This window comes from Acinetobacter sp. 70_2 (assembly GCF_056736115.1).
The window spans coordinates 504969-523660 of sequence record NZ_JBWZIP010000015.1; the positions used below are offsets into that span (position 1 = coordinate 504969).

18 protein-coding genes are annotated in these 18692 nt (G+C 36.5%); 13 read left to right on the plus strand and 5 right to left on the minus strand.

Annotation, left to right across the window (positions count from 1 at the left end; translation table 11 throughout):
- Positions 1-155 precede the first annotated feature (155 nt).
- The 5 genes from AC1PJ9_RS11355 to AC1PJ9_RS11375 all read left to right on the plus strand — a co-directional run bounded on the left by AC1PJ9_RS11355 (position 156) and on the right by AC1PJ9_RS11375 (position 3988).
- Positions 156-1130: an acyl-CoA dehydrogenase gene (locus tag AC1PJ9_RS11355; protein ID WP_263614121.1), complete on the plus strand. Its 975-nt coding sequence runs from the start codon at positions 156-158 to the stop codon at positions 1128-1130.
- On the plus strand, positions 1118-1912 hold the full coding sequence (locus tag AC1PJ9_RS11360; protein WP_263614120.1) for a PIG-L deacetylase family protein: 795 nt from the start codon (positions 1118-1120) through the stop codon (positions 1910-1912). The genes AC1PJ9_RS11355 and AC1PJ9_RS11360 overlap by 13 nt, the downstream gene beginning before the upstream one ends.
- Entirely contained in the window at positions 1887-2486 is a 600-nt protein-coding gene (locus AC1PJ9_RS11365; RefSeq protein ID WP_263614119.1) for a class I SAM-dependent methyltransferase, read from the plus strand. Before AC1PJ9_RS11360 ends, AC1PJ9_RS11365 begins: the two co-directional genes overlap by 26 nt.
- On the plus strand, positions 2483-3127 hold the full coding sequence (locus tag AC1PJ9_RS11370) for a glycosyltransferase family 2 protein (RefSeq protein ID WP_263614118.1): 645 nt from the start codon (positions 2483-2485) through the stop codon (positions 3125-3127). The genes AC1PJ9_RS11365 and AC1PJ9_RS11370 overlap by 4 nt, the downstream gene beginning before the upstream one ends.
- A 390-nt stretch (positions 3128-3517) precedes the next feature.
- Complete coding sequence (locus AC1PJ9_RS11375) at positions 3518-3988, plus strand: AnBLUF65 family BLUF photoreceptors (protein WP_263614117.1); 471 nt, start codon at positions 3518-3520, stop codon at positions 3986-3988.
- Here AC1PJ9_RS11375 and AC1PJ9_RS11380 read toward each other — a convergent pair.
- Positions 3985-4311 (minus strand): hypothetical protein, encoded by a 327-nt coding sequence (locus tag AC1PJ9_RS11380; RefSeq protein ID WP_263614116.1) that lies wholly within the window; start codon positions 4309-4311, stop codon positions 3985-3987. The genes AC1PJ9_RS11375 and AC1PJ9_RS11380 overlap by 4 nt on opposite strands.
- A gap of 698 nt (positions 4312-5009) precedes the next feature.
- Entirely contained in the window at positions 5010-6161 is a 1152-nt protein-coding gene (locus AC1PJ9_RS11385) for an alpha/beta fold hydrolase (RefSeq protein WP_263614115.1), read from the minus strand.
- A gap of 361 nt (positions 6162-6522) precedes the next feature.
- On the opposite strand from AC1PJ9_RS11385, the gene gltS reads away from it, so the two are divergent.
- Complete coding sequence (gene gltS / locus AC1PJ9_RS11390; RefSeq protein ID WP_311087326.1) at positions 6523-7758, plus strand: sodium/glutamate symporter; 1236 nt, start codon at positions 6523-6525, stop codon at positions 7756-7758.
- 214 nt (positions 7759-7972) lie between these two features.
- Positions 7973-9808, plus strand: a complete 1836-nt coding sequence (locus tag AC1PJ9_RS11395; protein ID WP_311087327.1) for a monovalent cation:proton antiporter-2 (CPA2) family protein — start codon at positions 7973-7975, stop codon at positions 9806-9808.
- A gap of 146 nt (positions 9809-9954) precedes the next feature.
- Here AC1PJ9_RS11395 and AC1PJ9_RS11400 read toward each other — a convergent pair whose 3' ends face one another.
- From AC1PJ9_RS11400 to AC1PJ9_RS11410, 3 genes are all read right to left on the minus strand, one after another.
- Positions 9955-10788 (minus strand): SDR family NAD(P)-dependent oxidoreductase, encoded by an 834-nt coding sequence (locus AC1PJ9_RS11400; protein WP_311087328.1) that lies wholly within the window; start codon positions 10786-10788, stop codon positions 9955-9957.
- Between the two features lie 35 nt (positions 10789-10823).
- Complete coding sequence (locus AC1PJ9_RS11405) at positions 10824-11225, minus strand: DoxX-like family protein (protein ID WP_311087329.1); 402 nt, start codon at positions 11223-11225, stop codon at positions 10824-10826.
- Positions 11226-11423: 198 nt separating this feature from the next.
- Positions 11424-12062, minus strand: a complete 639-nt coding sequence (locus AC1PJ9_RS11410; RefSeq protein WP_263614110.1) for a TetR/AcrR family transcriptional regulator — start codon at positions 12060-12062, stop codon at positions 11424-11426.
- A 583-nt stretch (positions 12063-12645) separates the two neighbouring features.
- Here AC1PJ9_RS11410 and csuAB point away from each other — a divergent pair.
- The 6 genes from csuAB (at position 12646) to csuE (ending at position 18665) form a co-directional block, all read left to right on the plus strand.
- Complete coding sequence (gene csuAB / locus AC1PJ9_RS11415; RefSeq protein ID WP_002049140.1) at positions 12646-13182, plus strand: Csu fimbrial major subunit CsuAB; 537 nt, start codon at positions 12646-12648, stop codon at positions 13180-13182.
- A gap of 73 nt (positions 13183-13255) precedes the next feature.
- A complete protein-coding gene (locus AC1PJ9_RS11420) occupies positions 13256-13804 on the plus strand; it encodes a spore coat protein U domain-containing protein (RefSeq protein ID WP_311088046.1) in 549 nt (182 codons plus the stop codon).
- A gap of 4 nt (positions 13805-13808) precedes the next feature.
- Positions 13809-14327 carry a Csu type fimbrial protein gene (locus AC1PJ9_RS11425; protein ID WP_311087330.1) on the plus strand — a complete coding sequence of 173 codons (519 nt, stop codon included), beginning with the start codon at positions 13809-13811 and terminating at the stop codon, positions 14325-14327.
- Positions 14321-15154, plus strand: coding sequence for a Csu fimbrial biogenesis chaperone CsuC (gene csuC, locus AC1PJ9_RS11430; RefSeq protein WP_311087331.1), 834 nt, complete (start codon positions 14321-14323; stop codon positions 15152-15154). The genes AC1PJ9_RS11425 and csuC overlap by 7 nt, the downstream gene beginning before the upstream one ends.
- Positions 15151-17649, plus strand: a complete 2499-nt coding sequence (csuD, locus tag AC1PJ9_RS11435) for a Csu fimbrial usher CsuD (protein ID WP_311087332.1) — start codon at positions 15151-15153, stop codon at positions 17647-17649. Before csuC ends, csuD begins: the two co-directional genes overlap by 4 nt.
- The gene (gene csuE / locus AC1PJ9_RS11440) at positions 17646-18665 is read left to right on the plus strand and encodes a Csu fimbrial tip adhesin CsuE (RefSeq protein ID WP_311069635.1); all 1020 of its coding nucleotides are present in this window, start codon (positions 17646-17648) and stop codon (positions 18663-18665) included. Before csuD ends, csuE begins: the two co-directional genes overlap by 4 nt.
- Positions 18666-18692 lie beyond the last annotated feature (27 nt).

Genomic DNA, 18692 nt, shown 5'->3' on the forward strand with positions numbered 1-18692 from the left:
AAGAAATATTCATTTAATAAAGTTATAGAAAATATCTTTTCATTACATTTTATATCTTTAATTAAACAGAATTATTTCGATATGTTTAAGTGAATACTTTTGAATAATTATTTGTAATGAATATTAGAATATCTATAAATATGACTGTCTTGAGTATGTTGAGTGAATTCGAGCATGCTCAGGCTGAAAACAAAAGTCAGCTACGCCAAGATTTGCTTCGCGAATTGGTAAGATTAGCTAAAAATTTACCCTATCCAGCTTCAGGTCAAACCTATCAACGGTGGCAAATGTTTGCTCAAGTGGCAGGGTATGATTTAAGTCTAGCTAAATTATTTGAATCACATTGTGATGCCTTAAGTATTTTAAATGAGCTTGGCTATCAAGATGAAATAGATGATCAGACTTGGGCCGTATGGGCAGCAGAGGGTGGGCCAGCACCCGTACAAGTAGAGAGCAATCAGTGTAGTGGTATAAAAACTTGGTGTTCAGGTGCTGAGTTTATTCAAAAAGCTTTAATGAGCTATAAGGACAAGCAAGGCCAAGCACAGCTTTGTATTGTTGAATTGGCTCATCCTTCGGTTCAAGTTGACCTCAGCCACTGGCAAGCAGTAGGCATGCAGGGAACTCGAACAGCCCAAGTACATTTTGACAATACTCCAGTTACTGCTATAGGTCAGCCAAATCGCTATTTGGAACGTCCAGGGTTTTGGCATGGTGCCGCTGGCGTCGCTGCGTGTTGGTATGGTGCGGCGGTACGCTTAGTCAGTTTTTTACAGAAAAGCTGCCAAACCCATCCAAACGCATTTAAAAAAATGTACTTAGGAGAGCTAGCTCAACAGCTCTCTATAACTAAGCAGTATTTTCAATATGTTGCCAAGCTTATAGATGACGAGCCTATGCTCAGCCATGAGCGTGAAATCCGTATATTACGTGCCCAAACAGAACAATGCTGCCAGAGTGTTATTCAACTCGTTGGCAAAGCTTTAGGTGCACGGCCTTATTGTGAAGAAGCTATATTTTCACAGCTCATTGCTGATTTGCCTGTCTTTATTCGACAGAGTCATGCAGCTTTTGACTATGAGTCTATTGCAGAGCTCTGTTTGCCGGAGAAAAGCTTATGGGAACTTTAACGCATCCCTTGGTCGAAGACCGCGTGATTTCAGGTGAAGGGACACCGAAGTTCAGGTGGCTAGAGGCATTTAAAAATCATCCGTTAGATGGGCTGAATTTACAGTTATTTCAATCTAAACGAGTGGTGATTGTCGCGCCGCATCCCGATGACGAAGTGCTGGGTTGTGGTGGTTTAATGCAACAGCTAGTCAAAGAAAATTGTCACCTTGTTATTGTGGCTGTCAGTAATGGAACACAAAGCCATCCGCACTCAACAAAATACAGTCCAGATGAATTAAACGATTTACGGCCACAAGAAACTTTAGCTGCTTTAGACAGTCTTGGTGTGTCAGATTTTTCTGAACGAATTGCTTTAAATCTAACGGATGGTCAGATTCATTTACAGACTCATCAGTTGACTCAAGCGCTCAGCAGAATCGTTCAGCCTGAAGATATTTTAATTTGTAGCTATGCACTTGATGGCCATCCTGACCACGAAGCCGTTGGAAAAACGGTACAGGCCTTTGCAAAAGCTCATCAGTTACTCTGTCTACATGTATTGATTTGGGCATGGCATTGGGCAGAGCCTTTAGACCCACGTATTAATTGGTCCAAAGCAAAAGCTTATGCCTTAACTGAAAACCAATTAATTAAAAAACATCAGGCGGTTATGCAATTTAAAACACAACTTGAAGCCGATGAAAGCACAGGAAATTCCGCAGTTTTGTCTTCAAGTGCAATTAGCCGTCTTTTAATGCCTTATGAGGTATATCTGAGTGACTCATTCTCGTATGTATTTTGAGGAGTTGTATCGTAGTAATAATGATCCATGGGGCTATGATTATCACTGGTACGAAGCCCGTAAAAGACAAATCTGCCTTGCATTATTAACACGACCACACTATCAAAATGTTTTAGAAATTGGCTGTTCAAATGGGCATTTAAGTGTTCATTTGGCAAAGCGTGCGGCTCATCTTTTATGTATAGATGTGTCTGAGCATGCCGTTCATTTGGCGACTCAGCGATTACAATCATTTGAGCATGTAACTGTTGAAAATAGAAAAATACCTGAAGAATTGTATGAACAAAAATTTGACCTGATTGTGATTAGCGAAGTGGCGTATTACCTCACATACGATGAGTTAGATGAGTTCATTAAAAAATTAAAGCATGCACTAAACCCAGAAGGGGAAATTTTGTGTTGCCATTGGCGACATGATATTCAGGATTTTGAATTGAATGCCCAAAAAGTCCACCAAAGCTTTCAGCAATATTTTCCATTTCATCACTATTTAAGCCTAAACGATCCGGACTTTATGGTCGATGTTTGGACGGTTAATCCTTCATCAACAGCTCAGCGGGAACAATTACGATGAAAATAGGTGTTGTAATTCCAGCGCATAATGAAGAGCAACATTTGCCAGCCTGTTTGCAGTCAATTCAGGATGCGATAGAGAAAGTACCGGATGAACAAGTCGAGGTCATGGTTGTACTTGATAGCTGTACAGATATGTCGCGTTTAGTTGTACAGCGTTACGGAGTAAATTGGATTGAATGTGATTATAAATGCGTTGGCAAGGCTCGGGACTTAGGCATTCGCCAACTCATTCAAAATGGAGCAAGCTGGATTGCCTGTACAGATGCCGACACTATAGTTAGTTCAGACTGGTTAAGTTGTCAAATTCGATATCAACCTACCGATGCAATTTGCGGTATTGTCACTTTAGATGATTTGAGTCATTTATCGGCTCAAAAACAAAAAAAGTATTTGTCTCATTATCAAGACTGTATGGATCATCATCATATTCATGGTGCAAATTTAAGTTTTAGTGCTGCTGCTTATATGCAGGTGGGTGGTTTTGAGTCGATCCCATGTCATGAGGATGTTTCACTGATTGAGAAACTGACCAGACATTGCTGCAATATTACTTGGAGTAATTTAGTGCGTGTAACGACCAGCAGTCGCTTGGAAGGCAGAGCACCTCAAGGTTTATCAAATTTTTTAGAAAATCTTTAATTATGATAATTTTATTAAGTTTATTTTAATAATTGATTTTTATTCTTAATATATATCCTCTGTTACACCGATTGTTTCAGTGTTCATTGCGTTACATCTTTTGCCACATCACCCGATGTGGTTTTTTTTATTAAAAAATAACCAAACTGCGACTTGTAATGTTCAAACAACTCAACAACCGTACTCTATATTTAGCACGATAAAACAAAAAATCTAGTACTAGGGATTTAATACATTTTTTAGTCTTGGGAGTTTGAGCGAAATTTTGGCTTTTTATGAAAATACCTAAAATTATGATTTTTATAAGAAAAAATATAAAGTAATTCTAAGAAAGGTGTGTTAATTTGAAAATTAAATTAGTAATGAAATTTTAAATTTCACGGAAGTCTTATGAACGTTCGACTGTGTTATGCCAGCCAACGAAATGAAAATAATGAAGATTTGCTACAAGATTTGCGTGATATCCTGACTGAAGCTCGTGATTTCAACGATTTAAACGAGATATGTGGGGTGCTGTATTATGCCGATAATGCATTTTTTCAATGTTTAGAAGGCGAAAAAGAGATTGTTGAAAAGCTATTTGAGAAGATTCAAAAAGATCAAAGGCATTACAATATTAAATGGTTGTGCACATATTCCATTGAAGAAAACTCTTTTCAACGTTGGTCAATGAAATATGTGCAACGCAATACAAATATTGAGGCTTTCTTTCTTGGCATGGGAGAGAATACCTTTAACCCAATTTTGCTGAATCAACAAAATCTCAAATTTTTCTTAAATGAACTATTAATTGCAGAGCAAACTAAAATTAATACGGTTAAGAAAGTTGGAATGGTTAATCGGGGAGTAAACCCATTCTAGCTATTTGAAGCTATACCGATATGGATGTGCTTGAGTTTAGGTACAATTTTAGTCATGACTAAATATACAATCATTGAGACCGAAAGCATCCATATCACTTCTAAACTTTGGCTAATCACAAACATTGCCCAGTAAAAAAAACTAAAAAGGGCTATACACAGTCCACTACCTTTGTAGTACCACGTAATAAACATTCCGAAGAGTGCCGAAGAAATTAAGAGATTAAGCGTCTCGTTCATTCCTACATAATTAAAGAAAATAATTAGTAAGCACAACGCTAACATTGATAGTAAATATACAAATATATTTTTTGCGATAAACATTTTCTATATCCTATCTGAAGATTTTAAAAGGTATCTTTCCTCTGTTTCCAGAGGAAAGATAGTACATATTAATTTTTTGAGATTCTTTTTCTATTATTAAGAGTTTTTATATTAATAAAGATGACTTTATCATTTTCTCCAGATCTCTTTATTAATATTCAGCTTTCTATTTAATAGTAAAGATTGCTTATATGTACTGAAATTAATTATAGGAAAAACAATCATTTGTGTTGTAAGCTTTGGCTTACATAGTTGTGAGAGATTGCCTACATTTGTATAAAAAATGATCTAATTTTACAAAATTATTTGATTTGAAATTGTTATATTACAGTTATTTAGTTAAAAATATTGTTGAGATGAGCTTTACATAAATAACAAAAAGTAACATCGTCTTTAGAAAGCTAATTTTAAAAGTTAAATTAATTATTTGGCGGGAGCTATTTGGATTTAAAATTTTTTAACATTTGATAAAATGTTGTTTTATGAAAATAATTTTTTAATGAATAAAATTCATATTTTTTGAGTATGCAATATATTAAATAAGTGAAGGAGCGTAATGTTTTAAAAATCTAACTTGTAAATTGTGATAAGCAAGTGAACATGTTATCAATCAATAAAATGATATAGAAGAATGAGTTAAAATTTGAATTTTTAACCAGCGTAGAGATGACTACGCTGGCTTACTTTTTTGACTAGATTTAATCTGAACGTGTAGCTAACCAATTACTCATTTCAGGCCAAACAGAACTTGGAGCTTGGCTACCAGAAACAACACCCATATGGCCGCCTGGAACCACTTTAAAAGTTTTATCTTGGCTACTAATTAAATCCATAAGCGGTTTCACTGCGTCGGCGGTCACAATAATGTCTGTATCGCCCCCTACAGCTAACACTGAACAATTAATATCTTTTAAATAAGCTGTTAGTTCACCAAATTTGATTACACCTGTTGAGAGTTCATTATCTATCCAGAAACGTAGAATGATATCGCGCATCACACCACCCGGATACGCCAACATATTGTCGATAAATGAACTAGACGTAGCATGGTCAACAATAAATTCACGGTTATCAAGATTTTTAAAAAGCTGCCAATAGGTTTTTAAATTTCCAATCGGGTCAGTTAGCTTAAAGCCAAGCGTGTTTTGCCAGCCATGAATATGAAACACTTCACTTGGTACATGTTGGCGAATACGGAAAGGGGTGTGCTTACGAACCCACTGTGCAGGTTTAGTCAAGCTGCCATAGAGTTTACCCATATAACCTGCTTTATGGGTGTCGATAGGTGAAGCGAGAATAATCAGATTTTTAATATCTTTATCTTTAAATAATGCGGTATAGCAGAGTGAAAGTGCACCGCCTAAACTCCAGCCATGTAATGAAAGCTGCTGTTGTCCACTATGTGCACGGACTTGCTTTAACATTTCAGGCATAAAAACTTTAATGTAGGTGCCAAAATTGTATTTTGCTTGGTGGCGGGTTGGTACACCCCAGTCAATTAAATAGACATCAAAACCTTGAGCTAAAAAGTAACGTATAAGGCTGCGTGTAGGGAATAAATCGTAAATGAGCATGTTCACTGCCAATGGCGGAACAATCACTAACGGTACGCGGTGTTTATGTGTAGGAGCTTCAGTCTCATTTCTATAGTGACGTAAACTCATAATCTCATGCTTATAAATCACATCAAAAGGTGCTTTTCCTGACAAGGCAATTTGAGGACCTCTAAAAAACAGATCTGATGCATTGGTTAGCATGTGAGGTAATTTCTGACCAGCATGCTTTTTAAGAGATGTTTTAAGCGACTTCACTTGAGGAACATTCTGTCGAACTTTAAGCAATAAACTCATTGAATATAAAACCTATAAAGATGTTGCCCAGAGCAAATAACGAGCTGGTCTTTGAGGCATATTAACGGTAATGAAAAGCGAGTTCAGTGACTTAAAAGACAGTATTTTCTGCTTAAAATATCAAAACATAAAGATCTTTAAATTGGGATTTTTATTGATTAAATTATTGATTTTAATAATTAAATAAATATTTTTAGAAAATTATTTATAAAATATTTAAAAATTTAAGCTATTTTTAAGAATACTAAAAATTTATTGGTAGGGTAATTTTGTAAAGTTTATTTGTGTTTTTTTTACATATTAAAAAATAAAATATAATTATTTTACAATCCTTTAGGAATGTATTCAGAAAGTAGTATATATGGAATTTGTTTTTAATGGTTTTTATACACTAATTTCGGCGGTTATCGTTTTATTGTTGGGCCGCTTTCTTGTCAATCGGATTGATTTTTTAAAACGTTATAATATCCCTGAACCTGTAGCAGGTGGTTTGGTTGCTGCTGTAGTTTCTTTACTTGTCCACACTTTGTGGGGGTACAGCATTGTTTTTAGTAGCGAATTACAAACTAGCTTTATGCTCGTGTTCTTTGCTTCAATTGGTTTAAGTGCCAATTTTATGAAGCTTAAAGAAGGTGGTACTGCTTTAGTCATCTTCTTAATTTGTGTGGCCTCATTTATTGTTGTGCAAAATGCTGTAGGTATGAGCCTTGCGACTTTATTGGGTCTAGACCCACTGATTGGTTTGATTGCAGGTTCAATCACTTTAACGGGTGGTCATGGTACAGCAGGTGCATGGGGTGAAATCTTAGAAAGTCAGCATGGCATTCAAGGTGCTTTAGCACTGGGTATGGCGAGTGCAACGTTTGGTTTGATTATTGGTGGTGTGATTGGTGGTCCGTTAGCTAAATTACTCATTAACCGTTATAGCCTTGCTCAACCGAAAACTAATGCTGAAATCCAACATCGCGATACGCATGTTGAACAAAATTCAGATGACCTTGCGCCGTTTGAAAACCCGCATCAAGTTCGTTTAATTACAGCCGATAATGCAATTACTACGTTGGGTATGTTTGCAGCGTGTTTAGCATTTGCTGAATTTATGACTGGCTTTAGTAAGGGAACATGGTTTGAGTTACCAACTTTCGTTTGGGCACTTGGTGGCGGTGTAATCTTAAGAAATATTTTAGAAAGCGTGTTGAAAATTGATATTTTTGACCGTGCGATTGATGTGTTTGGTAATGCATCTTTATCGCTTTATTTAGCAATGGCATTGCTTTCATTAAAGCTTTGGCAACTTGCCGACCTAGCTGGCCCGCTTGTAGTTATTTTAGGTGCTCAAACCATTACGATGGCTTTATATGCAGCATTTGTGACGTTCCGTGTAATGGGCAAAAACTACGATGCGGCAGTGCTAGCAGCAGGCCACTGTGGTTTTGGTATGGGTGCAACACCAACAGCAGTAGCAAATATGCAAGCGATTACCAACATGTATGGTCCATCGCATAAGGCATTTTTGATTGTTCCGCTTTGTGGTGCATTCTTCGTCGATTTAATTAATGCGACAGTGATTCAGCTCATGTTGAAGTTCATTGTTTAATAAAATAAAAAAAGCCCGTCAGGGCTTTTTTTTTTATGGGTGCTTATTTATGAATATTAAGATGAATAGATATTTTTTATACATATAGGCTTAATTTTCAATTTTGGGTGATTTAAGCCATTTTGTTTTTAGGACACTTTTTCTCAAAACTAATAATCGCCCTTAAACATGCTTTCACATAGAATGAATTGCAGATAAATAAAATGAGAAATGTATGAGCTCAGAAGCACATTCAATTAGCTTGGTTGCCCCCGTAGTTTTATTGGCAGCGGCTGTCATTGCAGTCCCTATTTTTAAACGTATTGGCTTGGGTTCAGTATTAGGTTATTTAATTGCGGGTCTGATTATTGGCCCATTCGGTTTTGCCTTTTTTCAAGATTCCACCGCAATTTTACATATTGCCGAATTAGGAATTGTGATGTATCTATTTGTGATTGGTTTGGAAATGCAACCATCGCATTTATGGAGTCTTAGACGCGAAATTTTTGGCCTTGGTACACTACAGATCATCATTTGTGCGCTGGCTTTGACTGGCGTTGGGTTGTTATTTGGTTTTACTTGGCAAGTCGCTTTTATTGGTGCGGCAGGGTTCGTCTTAACCTCGACTGCGATTGTGATGCAGTTATTGGGTGATCGGGGTGATTTGACTCAGCCACGTGGGCAAAAGATTGTAGCCATCTTACTATTCGAAGATTTACTCATTGTGCCATTGCTGGCTATTGTTGCTTTTATGGCACCGAATCATGTGGTCGAAAGCACATCGGTACGTCTAGAAAATATAGGAATTGGTTTGCTCGCAATTGCAGGGCTTATTGCGGCAGGATATTGGTTACTTAATCCATTGTTTAGACTATTGGCCGCTGCTAAAGCCCGAGAAGTCATGACTGCGGCGGCTTTATTGGTTGTGTTGGGAGCGGCGTTACTCATGCAAGTCAGCGGTTTGACTATGGCAATGGGTGCTTTCTTGGCGGGTGTACTTTTATCTGAATCAACCTTTAGACATCAAATTGAAGCTGATATTGAGCCATTCCGTGGAATCTTACTGGGCCTATTTTTCCTTGGGGTCGGCATGTCATTGGACTTATCAGTGGTTGCTCAAAACTGGCAACTCATTGTAAGTGGCGTAGTGGCCCTGATGTTTGTTAAAGCGCTCATGATTTATATTGTCGCTCGAGTAACCAAAAGTCCTCATACAGAAGCATTAGACCGCGCTTTACTGATGGCTCAAGGGGGAGAGTTTGCGTTTGTACTTTTCTCTGCTGCATTAAGTGCCCAAGTTATTGATAGTACTGTTAAATCTAACTTAACTGCGATTGTTGTACTTTCAATGGTATTGACTCCAATTGTCGGTATTATTTTTAAACGATTTACTCAAGCTAAAGCAAAGGTTTCATTGGAAGACATCAATATTGCTGATGGACTAAGCGGTAGTGTTTTAATGATTGGCTTCGGGCGCTTTGGGCAGGTCACCAGTCAATTACTGTTGGCAAGAGGCGTAGATGTCACCATTATTGATAATAATACCGACATGATTCGAAACGCTGAAAAGTTTGGTTTTAAAATTTATTATGGGGATGGCTGTCGCCTAGATATTTTACATGCTTCCGGTGCTGCAACAGCACAGGCGATTGTGGTGTGTGTAGATAGTAAGGAAACGACTAATCGAATTGTTGAATTGGTTACTCACGAATTTCCTTTGGCAAAATTATTAGTCCGTTCATATGACCGTGAGCATTCACTGCATTTAGTCAAACAAAAAGTAGACTTTATGATCCGTGAAACGTTTGAATCTGCGATTAAGTTTGGTGGAGTGATTTTACAAGAACTTGGTGTAGATGAAGACGAAGTAGAAAGAATTACCGAGGAAATACGCGATCTTGATAATGAACGCTTTGAGACTGAAATCGCAGCAGATGACGTAAATGCAGGGGTAGGTATGCAATATACACATACTCATCATCCAAGACCGACAGCGCCATTGATTCGACCAAAACGGGAAGGGCGGATTTTAAATAAAGAAGATACCTCAGGAAATGAGAGTGTTGATTAGTTAAAACTTTAGTAAAAGCTCTCTTTAGAAGAGCTTTTACTGAGGCTTTTCTATAGATAGAAGTAGCTAACTGCTAAATTCTCTGGGTTTACCAATCAAACCGTCTTACTTTAGTAAAGTTAGATTGTTAATCATATTAAACTAACCTAGAGATGCTCTAACGCCGTGCCTTTAACAGGGTTTCTGCGCCAGTAATAAGGCTGTAAAAATCTAAGAAAAAGCTTCCAGGATGTGATCCATGCAATACGTCGGTTGGTTTTTGTGTTTTGAATAATTTGTTTTGCTAAATACGCACAAACAACTTCTGGTGGATCAATTACAAAGAAAAATAACCGTTTCATCTTCTTCCAGTTTTGTATGTTGCCATTGGTCCAAGATGAAACTAACAAGTCGGTTGCCACCATACCGGGGCTGAGAGTACCAGTTAAAATAGAGGTCGACTTAGTCTCTTTATAAAGTGCTTTACTAAAATAACTTACCGCTCTTTTAGTTGTAGCGTAGGCAGTCATTCCAGCACTCCATTCGCCGTTGCTTCCCCAACCTTCCATATTGAAGATTTGACCATGACCTTGTTTGAGCATGCCTTTTAAAGCGACTTGAGAACCAAGCATTGTGCCTAAAATATTGGTAGAAATGGCTGCGTTTAATTCATCGGATTGAAGGTCAACAAAGTCCTTGGTAGGGTGGCAGCTTCCTGCATTATTAATCCATACATTTACTTGAGCAAAATGCTGTATGGCAACATCCCATAGGTTTTGTAGGTCTGATATTTGTGTGACATCACAGCATAGGCCAGTGAACTTTTCTTTATTGAAATGAGTTTCTAAATAACTAAGTGCATGGTTAAGAGACTCTAAGTTGCGGCCAGCGATCACAACCGAACATCCAAGCTCTAAAAACGCGTGGGCGAGTGCTAAACCAATACCCTTAGTGCCTCCAGTAATCACCACACATCCAACTTCACGGTTTGATAAACTCATTGAAATCTCTATATAATTTTAAAAAATTTAGGCTGTTATTGAGCAGTTTTATGCAAATAAGTCGTTTGCTCTTTTAATAAAAGCAGATAGATGACTGATAAACTTATCATCGAAATATTCATGACGATAGGGTTGTAAGGTGAGATAAGTGTAGATGGTTTTAAAAAACCAATTAAAAGCAGTAAGCCGAATAAACCTAAAATATTTAAATAGTGAATGTATTTATGAGTAGAAAAAAGAAACAATAAACCAAAAATAATTTCAGCTATACCGCTGGCGCGCCCTGCAAGTTTTGCATACTCAAAAGAAAGTCCGATTGTTTGCCATACAAAGATTTCGTCAGAGTTAATAAAAATTAGTTTAGGAATGAGTCCTTGATAAATCCATAAAAAAGCGAGCACAAAGCTTATAAATTTTAATGCTTTAGCATTATTCATTAAGATTCTCTAAAAGTTTGAAATTTCAATTTTGATCATTGCGACTATTATGTTTTGATTTAATTTATTCTTCAACAGAAAATAAGATGAGCTTGTTTTTTGATCATTTTTTGTGGTTATTTTTTAACAGTAATGTAGGAATAAGATAGGAAGATTTTATATTAAAAACATAGGAGAAATGCTCCTATGTTTTTAATCTTATGGTTCACTCACTAATCTTGATATATTTTTTAAAAGTATATTTCTTAAAAATTGTTTATAGCATTCATCTGTATTTTTGTTCGAATGTTGAACTAAATAACCGTTAAGTTGTGTAATTATAATTATGGCTCTTTCTTTATATTCTTCTGATGAAATTTCATTATGAATAGGGAGTATGATTTTATATATAAGTTCAAAATTATACTTTTGTATCATTGACAAAGATTCATGTGCATAAGGTAAATGGTCAGAAATAGAAAAGACCTCTTTAAATGTATGCGTAATGACCGGTTGTTCTATTTCGTATATTATATTGGTAATAATATTCATAAACCGATGTAAAGGCGGTTCATTTGCATTTAAATTAATTAAAATTTCAATCCGTTGTATGTAGTCACAAATTAATTTATCGAGTAAAGCTTTTAATAAAACATCTTTATTTTGAAAATAATGCTGCAAGGTGCTTAAACTAATATTTGATTGAGCTGCAACTCCTCGCATGCTAAACCCAGAATAACCTTTAGTAATAAAAACCATCTCAGCATTTTTTAAGATTTGCTTTATTCTTTCTTGACCTTTTAGTGTGGTAAAGGACTTCTTTATTTGCATAGTATCAAAGGTATCAATTTTGATCATTATCCCGCCTGTAAGTACTATTTAAAAAAAGGCATTCTAAACCATGAAATTAGAAAAATATAAATAAAATATTTAAATTCTATTAAACTAATTATAGGTCACATGACCCATAATTTTTTTATCTCGGTCATTTGACCCAATTTAAAATTTAAAAATAGGTCGAGTGACTTGGTTTTGTTTCTTTAGAAATGATTTAAATAGGTCGGATGACCTATTTAAAATGGAGCAAATAGTATGCAATTTTTTTAAGTTTATAAATAATTGTATTTCAATGAATATTGACTAATTTTTATTTGGTTAATGATATTTATTTTCTTTATTTTTTTGAGTTTTTTTTAAAGTAGGGGTGGGTATTTAATTGTGTATTTTTATAGGCATTAAAAAAAGAATTTTAAATAAGTAAACATAGTCTTTTTGTAATGTGTGTATACAAGTTAAATAATTGTTATTAAATTGTGAAAGGAATCACACAATAGTAAAAGGTAGTTTGTTTTATATATAAAACAAATTGGACATATTTTATTTATTACGTTTGATTCATTTTGTTCTACAAAATTAATCATTATATATGTAGGTTATGAATATGAAAAACATTCAGAAATCACTTCTTGCAGCATTAATAGTTGCTGGTTATGCAGTAAATACTCAAGCGGCTGTTACTGGACAGGTTGACGTTAAATTAAATATCTCAACAGGCTGTACTGTAGGTGGTAGTCAAACTGAAGGGAATATGAACAAGTTTGGTACTTTAGATTTTGGTAAAACTTCCGGTACTTGGAACAACGTATTAACAGCTGAAGTCGCTTCAGCAGCAACAGGCGGTAATATTTCTGTGACTTGTGATGGCACGGATCCTGTTGATTTTACAGTTGCAATTGATGGTGGTGAACGTACAGACCGTACTTTAAAAAATACTGCTTCTGCTGATGTAGTTGCATATAACGTTTATCGCGATGCTGCTCGTACAAACCTTTATGTTGTAAACCAGCCACAACAGTTCACTACAGTGAGTGGCCAAGCTACAGCAGTACCAATTTTCGGTGCAATCGCTCCAAACACTGGCACAGCAAAAGCTCAAGGTGATTATAAAGATACTCTATTAGTTACTGTAAATTTCTAAATATAAAAATAAATAATTAATTGAGTGGCAGGTTTGCTTAAAAGTGAGTGAACCTGTTTTAAATGGAGGGAAGATGATATTCAATCGCGGTTCTATATTTATAATTTCTTATTTTTTAGTTTCTTCATTAAATGCGGGTGGGATTGGAGCTAAATTAACAAATCAAATTGAATTATTACCTTCTTGTTCTATCAATAATAAAGTTGTTGAAAATAATGCGACAAATTTAAATTTCGGAACTGTTGATTTTGGTGAAACCTCGACTGGTTTTAATGGGGTGATCGACGCAACTTTAGTAAATAATGGAAACTCTGGATTGCAGATAGAGTGTGCTGGTATTTCTACTGTAAAAATAATATTTGGTTCTGGAAATAATGATAGTAAAGTTCCTGCTTCATTTTCACAAAATTATTATCATGCATTAAGTAATGGTAGAGATTTTGTTGCTTATAACTTGCTCTATGGTTTAAATAAACAGGTCATTAGAGCGAACGATGCTTTTATTCTTAATGATATGAATACTAAAAAGAATATCGATATTTTTGGTCAAGCCATACACGATGGTGGACGTATATCTAAGGGTGAGTATACAGATATAGTGCCAATTACAATTGAGTTTTAAGAAAATGAAATATTTTTATTTTAAAGCAATATTATTGCTATCTGTAAGTCCATTTATATATGCGGTAGATCCTCAATTAAATTCTAGTTTTAAAGTTCAAGCTAAAATTGAAAATGGATGCTCAATAGATAATATCGAACAAAAAATGGATTTTGGTCAGTATTCAGCTTTATCAAAAGATAAAGTCATTTCCAATATTATAAATAGCAAAGAATCTTGGAATATTCGTTGTACAGAAAGTTTACCTGTTAGTATTTCTATAGATGGTGGTGAAAATCTACAGAATAATGTAAGACGCATGAAAAATGGTTCATCTTCGAATTATTTACCTTATAAATTATATAACTCTAGCAGTTTTTCTACTGAATATATTGTTGGTAATAAATATTTATTGCCTGCTACAACACCTACAAACCGTCTGGCAAATTTTGAAATATATGGTGTCGTTGATTTAGAAAATAATAATGAACCACATACGGCCGGAATTTATAAAGATACTGTTTCAATAATGATTACATGGTGATTTGTATGAACAATTCTGCATTTATTAAAAATGGCATTTTAAAATCTTTTTTATTTGCAAGTACATTATCACTTGTTACACCTGTGATGGCACAAGCAACTTTTTTAATTTGGCCTATTTATCCAAAAATTGAAGCCAATGAAAAAGCAACTGCGGTTTGGCTCCAAAATACTGGCAAGACCGACGCGATGGTACAAATTCGGGTGTTTAAATGGAACCAAGAAGGCTTAAAAGATAACTATAGCGAGCAATCAGAAATTATACCTAGTCCACCTGTAGCTAAAATTAAAGCAGGTGAGAAGCACATGCTTCGTTTAACCAAAAGTGCCAATTTGCCAGACGGCAAAGAACAGTCATATCGTTTGATTGTAGATGAGTTACCGATTCGCCTGTCTGATGGAAACGAGCAAGACGCCTCTAAAGTGAGTTTCCAAATGCGTTACTCCATTCCGTTATTTGCCTATGGAAAAGGTATGGGTAGTGGTTTAACTGAAGAAAGCCAAAAAGCGAATGCAAAAAATCCTTTAGCCAAACCGGTTTTACAATGGTCAGTCCGCAACAATGCCCAAGGTCAGTCTGAGCTATATTTAAAAAATAATGGACAGAAATTTGCTCGCCTTTCGGCACTTAAAACTTCAAAAACTGGCCATGATATTTCTTTAGGGAAAGCTGCTTTTGGCTATGTTTTATCGAATAGTACCGTGAAGTTTGCTATCGATAAATCGACTGCAAATGAGTTGTTAAAAACTTCTAAAATTTATGGTGTTGATAGCTCAGGCATAAAACAAGAGTTGATCGAAATTAGCAAAATGGAGGATCCAACATGATCCTTCGGCATAATAATTTATGCAAAAGTATTTTACTAATTTTGTTGTCGGGTGGATGCTTAAATATTCCAAATATTGCTTTTGCTGGCGATTTGCCTCCACCACCAAAAGATATTAACGAAATTAATCAACTGTTTAAGCTATATCTAGACTTGGTTGTAAACCAATATTCAGTGCAGCAGGTTGTACCTGTTATTGTTAAAAATGATGAGTACTTCATACAAAAAAACAAGCTGATTGATGAGTTAGAAATTCAAATTCCTCAGGAGCTACTGACAAACAACGACACTGCTTTAACCAATCAAGATATCTTAACTTTGGGGTTTAGTGGTGATGCGAGTGACTGGATATCTTTAGATAAGCTGAAAGATGTAAGCTATGAATATCAATCATCAAACCAATATTTTAAGCTTAACTTTCCACCTGCTTGGATGCCGACTCAAGTTTTGGGGAAAGACTCATGGTATAAGTCTGTTGTTGCTCAGTCTGGTATAGGGCTGCTCAATAACTATGATTTTTATACTTATAGGCCGCATCAGGGTGGATCAACCAGTAGTTTATTTACAGAGCAGCGTTTGTTCTCTCCGTTAGGGGTTATTAAAAACTCTGGTGTCTATGTCAAAAACCAATATAAAAACGAAGGTAATGCCGAGTCTCTAGACAATGACGGCTACCGTCGTTATGACACGTCTTGGCAATTTGATAACCAAAAGAATGCTACATCTTTTGTACTGGGTGACATTATTACCGGTAGTAAAACGACTTGGGGAAGTTCTGTCCGTCTAGGTGGTTTTCAGGTACAGAGAAACTATTCAACCCGACCAGATTTAATTACTTATCCCTTACCACAGTTTATTGGGCAAGCTGCTTTACCAAGTACAGTCGATTTAATTATTAATGGGCAAAAGACCAGCTCAACAGAAGTACAGTCTGGTCCGTTTATATTAAATAATGTTCCCTTTATTAATGGTAAAGGTGAAGCCGTTGTCGTTACGACCGATGCAGTCGGACGTCAGGTTACCACTGCCGTACCGTTTTATATTTCTAATACTTTGTTAAAGCCCGGCCTATTTGACTATTCATTATCCTTAGGGAAAATTCGTGAAGACTACGGACTTAAAAATTTCTCTTATGGAAAGTTTGCAAGTGCAGCCGACGCCCGTTATGGGGTAAATGACTGGCTGACTGTAGAAGGACGTACTGAGCTTTCCTCAGACTTACAGTTATTTGGTGCTGGGTCTGTACTCAAACTTGCAAACTTAGGTGTGCTGAGTGCTTCTTTTAGCCAAAGTAAGGCCGACAAATCTATGTCTGAAGATCGCACCAAAGACTTAGAGGGTAAGCAATATACGGTCGGGTACAGCTATAACCGTAATCGCTTTGGTTTTAGCATTAACCATAACCAACGTGATGATGAATATACCGATCTTTCACGGCTGCAATATAGCAATTTAATTTCGGTCAATAGTAATAAAAGCTTAACGGCCAATACGTACTTTGCCACCAAAAACTCGGGAACCTTTGGGGTAGGTTATATCAATACCAAAGCAAATGACTTTAAAAACCGCTTTTTAAACTTGTCATGGGCACCTGTTTTACCGACCTATATGAATGGTGTGACCGTTTCATTAAGTGCCAACCGTGACTTTATCGAAAAAGAGTGGAGTGCTGCATTTCAGCTTTCGATACCACTGTTCCAGCGAAACGCGACTGTGAACTCGGGTTATGCATTTAATAAAGAGGGCGATACCGGCTATGTTAATTTCAATCGTTCTGTACCGTCTGAAGGTGGTTTCGGTGTCGATTTAACCCGACGCTATAATGAAAATAGTGAAGATTTAAATCAGGCACGAGTCAATTACCGCAACGGTTATATCAATACCGACTTTGGTATGTCTGGAAACCATGACTATAACTACTGGTTTGGTCTATCAGGTTCACTTATTTATATGGCAGGTGAGGTATTTGCTTCAAACCGTTTAGGCGATTCTTTTGCATTGATCGATACCAACCAAGTACCGGACGTTTTGGTTCGATACGAAAACAGTTTAATTGGCCGCAGTAATAAAAAAGGACATATTTTTGTGCCATCGGTGACGCCTTATTATTCGGGTAAATACAGCGTCGACCCAATCGATTTACCTTCAAACTTCACTATCACGCAAGTTGAACAACGTATTGCTGCTAAACGTGGCTCGGGTGTTGTGATTAAGTTCCCAGTTCATCAGTCTATTGCCGCCAATGTTTATTTAACTCAAGCAGACGGCAAACCTATGCCTGTTGGTTCTGTGGTGCATAGAGCTGACCAAGAGTCGTCTTATGTGGGAATGGATGGCATTGTCTATTTAGAAAACTTAAAACCGAACAATACCGTGACTGTTCAACGTTCAGATCAGAGCGTATGTAAGGCAGATTTTTCTGTAGATGTAGAACAAGCCAAGCAACAGATTGTGGTGGTTAAGCCTGTTATGTGTCATGAGGTATCTTTACCATGAATATAAAAACAAAAAAATTACTTCGCCATTTATGTATTTTTTCTGGACTGATGCTGGCTGGAAATTTGGCTCATGCTGCATGTAGTGTGAGTGCTTCGGGTTCATCTTCTATTTCGGTTCCGTCTATCTATTTAACGGAAAACGGTGAAAACTCTTCACAGTTTAATTCGGGTTTGTCGTGTACGGGTTTTAGCTTGGCTTTGGCGAACATGACCTATTTAAAATATCGGGTTGAGCAAATGTCGAATTCATTTACCAATGCTCAAACTGGTGAAAAACTCAATGCTGTTATTTTAGACAGTAACAATGAAATCATTAGTTTAGGCCAAGAAAAAGACATGAGTAGCTTTACGCTGGTCAATCTTTTTAGTGGGCCAGATGGCAACTTGCCTTTCTATATCCGCCTTCCGGCTGGGCAAAGTGTATCACCGGGTGTGTATCAAGCTGACTCACCATTAAAAGTAAAATGGTTTTATTCTGTACCCGCAGTTGCGATTGTGGGAATCGGGGTCTTCTTTGAAAGCCCAGGATTTAGACGTGGGGCATTAGGAATTGGCTTTAATTGGGGAAGTGGAGCAGACTCGCTTGGTTCACTCTCCATTACTGTGCTTCCGGACTGCCGAATTTTAACGCAAGACGTAAACTTTGGTACGGCCGCTTTTGCTTCTAAGCTTGAGCCTGTGCAGTCGTCTATGGGAATACGTTGCTCTGTAAATACGCCATATTATGTGAGTTTAAATAATGGGCTTTCCCCGCAAAACGGCAACCAACGAGCGATGAAGTCACAAACGGGAAATACATATTTAAAATACGATATTTTCAAAAACTCATCGAATGATCGATGGGGTAGTGGTAACGAGCGTTGGTCGAGTTTAAATGCGACTCTTAACCCCGGTGTACATAACGGAGTGACGCAGCAGAGCTATGTCTTTACCACAAAAATTGTCGATGAAAATGCAGACACAGTACCAGCGGGAACGTATCAAGATACGGTTACGGTACAAGTCGAGTTTTAAAAGCTGATTTATATAGAAGATAAAAGC

Excerpts from the sequence above, each read along its gene's own strand:
- AC1PJ9_RS11355 (WP_263614121.1), top strand. The coding sequence starts at position 156 with ATGTTGAGTGAATTCGAGCATGCTCAGGCTGAAAACAAAAGTCAGCTA.
- AC1PJ9_RS11360 (WP_263614120.1), top strand. The coding sequence starts at position 1,118 with ATGGGAACTTTAACGCATCCCTTGGTCGAAGACCGCGTGATTTCAGGT.
- AC1PJ9_RS11370 (WP_263614118.1), top strand. The coding sequence starts at position 2,483 with ATGAAAATAGGTGTTGTAATTCCAGCGCATAATGAAGAGCAACATTTG.
- AC1PJ9_RS11375 (WP_263614117.1), top strand. The coding sequence starts at position 3,518 with ATGAACGTTCGACTGTGTTATGCCAGCCAACGAAATGAAAATAATGAA.
- AC1PJ9_RS11380 (WP_263614116.1), bottom strand. The coding sequence starts at position 4,311 with ATGTTTATCGCAAAAAATATATTTGTATATTTACTATCAATGTTAGCG.
- AC1PJ9_RS11385 (WP_263614115.1), bottom strand. The coding sequence starts at position 6,161 with ATGAGTTTATTGCTTAAAGTTCGACAGAATGTTCCTCAAGTGAAGTCG.
- gltS (WP_311087326.1), top strand. The coding sequence starts at position 6,523 with ATGGAATTTGTTTTTAATGGTTTTTATACACTAATTTCGGCGGTTATC.
- AC1PJ9_RS11395 (WP_311087327.1), top strand. The coding sequence starts at position 7,973 with ATGAGCTCAGAAGCACATTCAATTAGCTTGGTTGCCCCCGTAGTTTTA.
- AC1PJ9_RS11400 (WP_311087328.1), bottom strand. The coding sequence starts at position 10,788 with ATGAGTTTATCAAACCGTGAAGTTGGATGTGTGGTGATTACTGGAGGC.
- AC1PJ9_RS11405 (WP_311087329.1), bottom strand. The coding sequence starts at position 11,225 with ATGAATAATGCTAAAGCATTAAAATTTATAAGCTTTGTGCTCGCTTTT.
- AC1PJ9_RS11410 (WP_263614110.1), bottom strand. The coding sequence starts at position 12,062 with ATGATCAAAATTGATACCTTTGATACTATGCAAATAAAGAAGTCCTTT.
- csuAB (WP_002049140.1), top strand. The coding sequence starts at position 12,646 with ATGAAAAACATTCAGAAATCACTTCTTGCAGCATTAATAGTTGCTGGT.
- AC1PJ9_RS11420 (WP_311088046.1), top strand. The coding sequence starts at position 13,256 with ATGATATTCAATCGCGGTTCTATATTTATAATTTCTTATTTTTTAGTT.
- AC1PJ9_RS11425 (WP_311087330.1), top strand. The coding sequence starts at position 13,809 with ATGAAATATTTTTATTTTAAAGCAATATTATTGCTATCTGTAAGTCCA.
- csuC (WP_311087331.1), top strand. The coding sequence starts at position 14,321 with ATGGTGATTTGTATGAACAATTCTGCATTTATTAAAAATGGCATTTTA.
- csuD (WP_311087332.1), top strand. The coding sequence starts at position 15,151 with ATGATCCTTCGGCATAATAATTTATGCAAAAGTATTTTACTAATTTTG.
- csuE (WP_311069635.1), top strand. The coding sequence starts at position 17,646 with ATGAATATAAAAACAAAAAAATTACTTCGCCATTTATGTATTTTTTCT.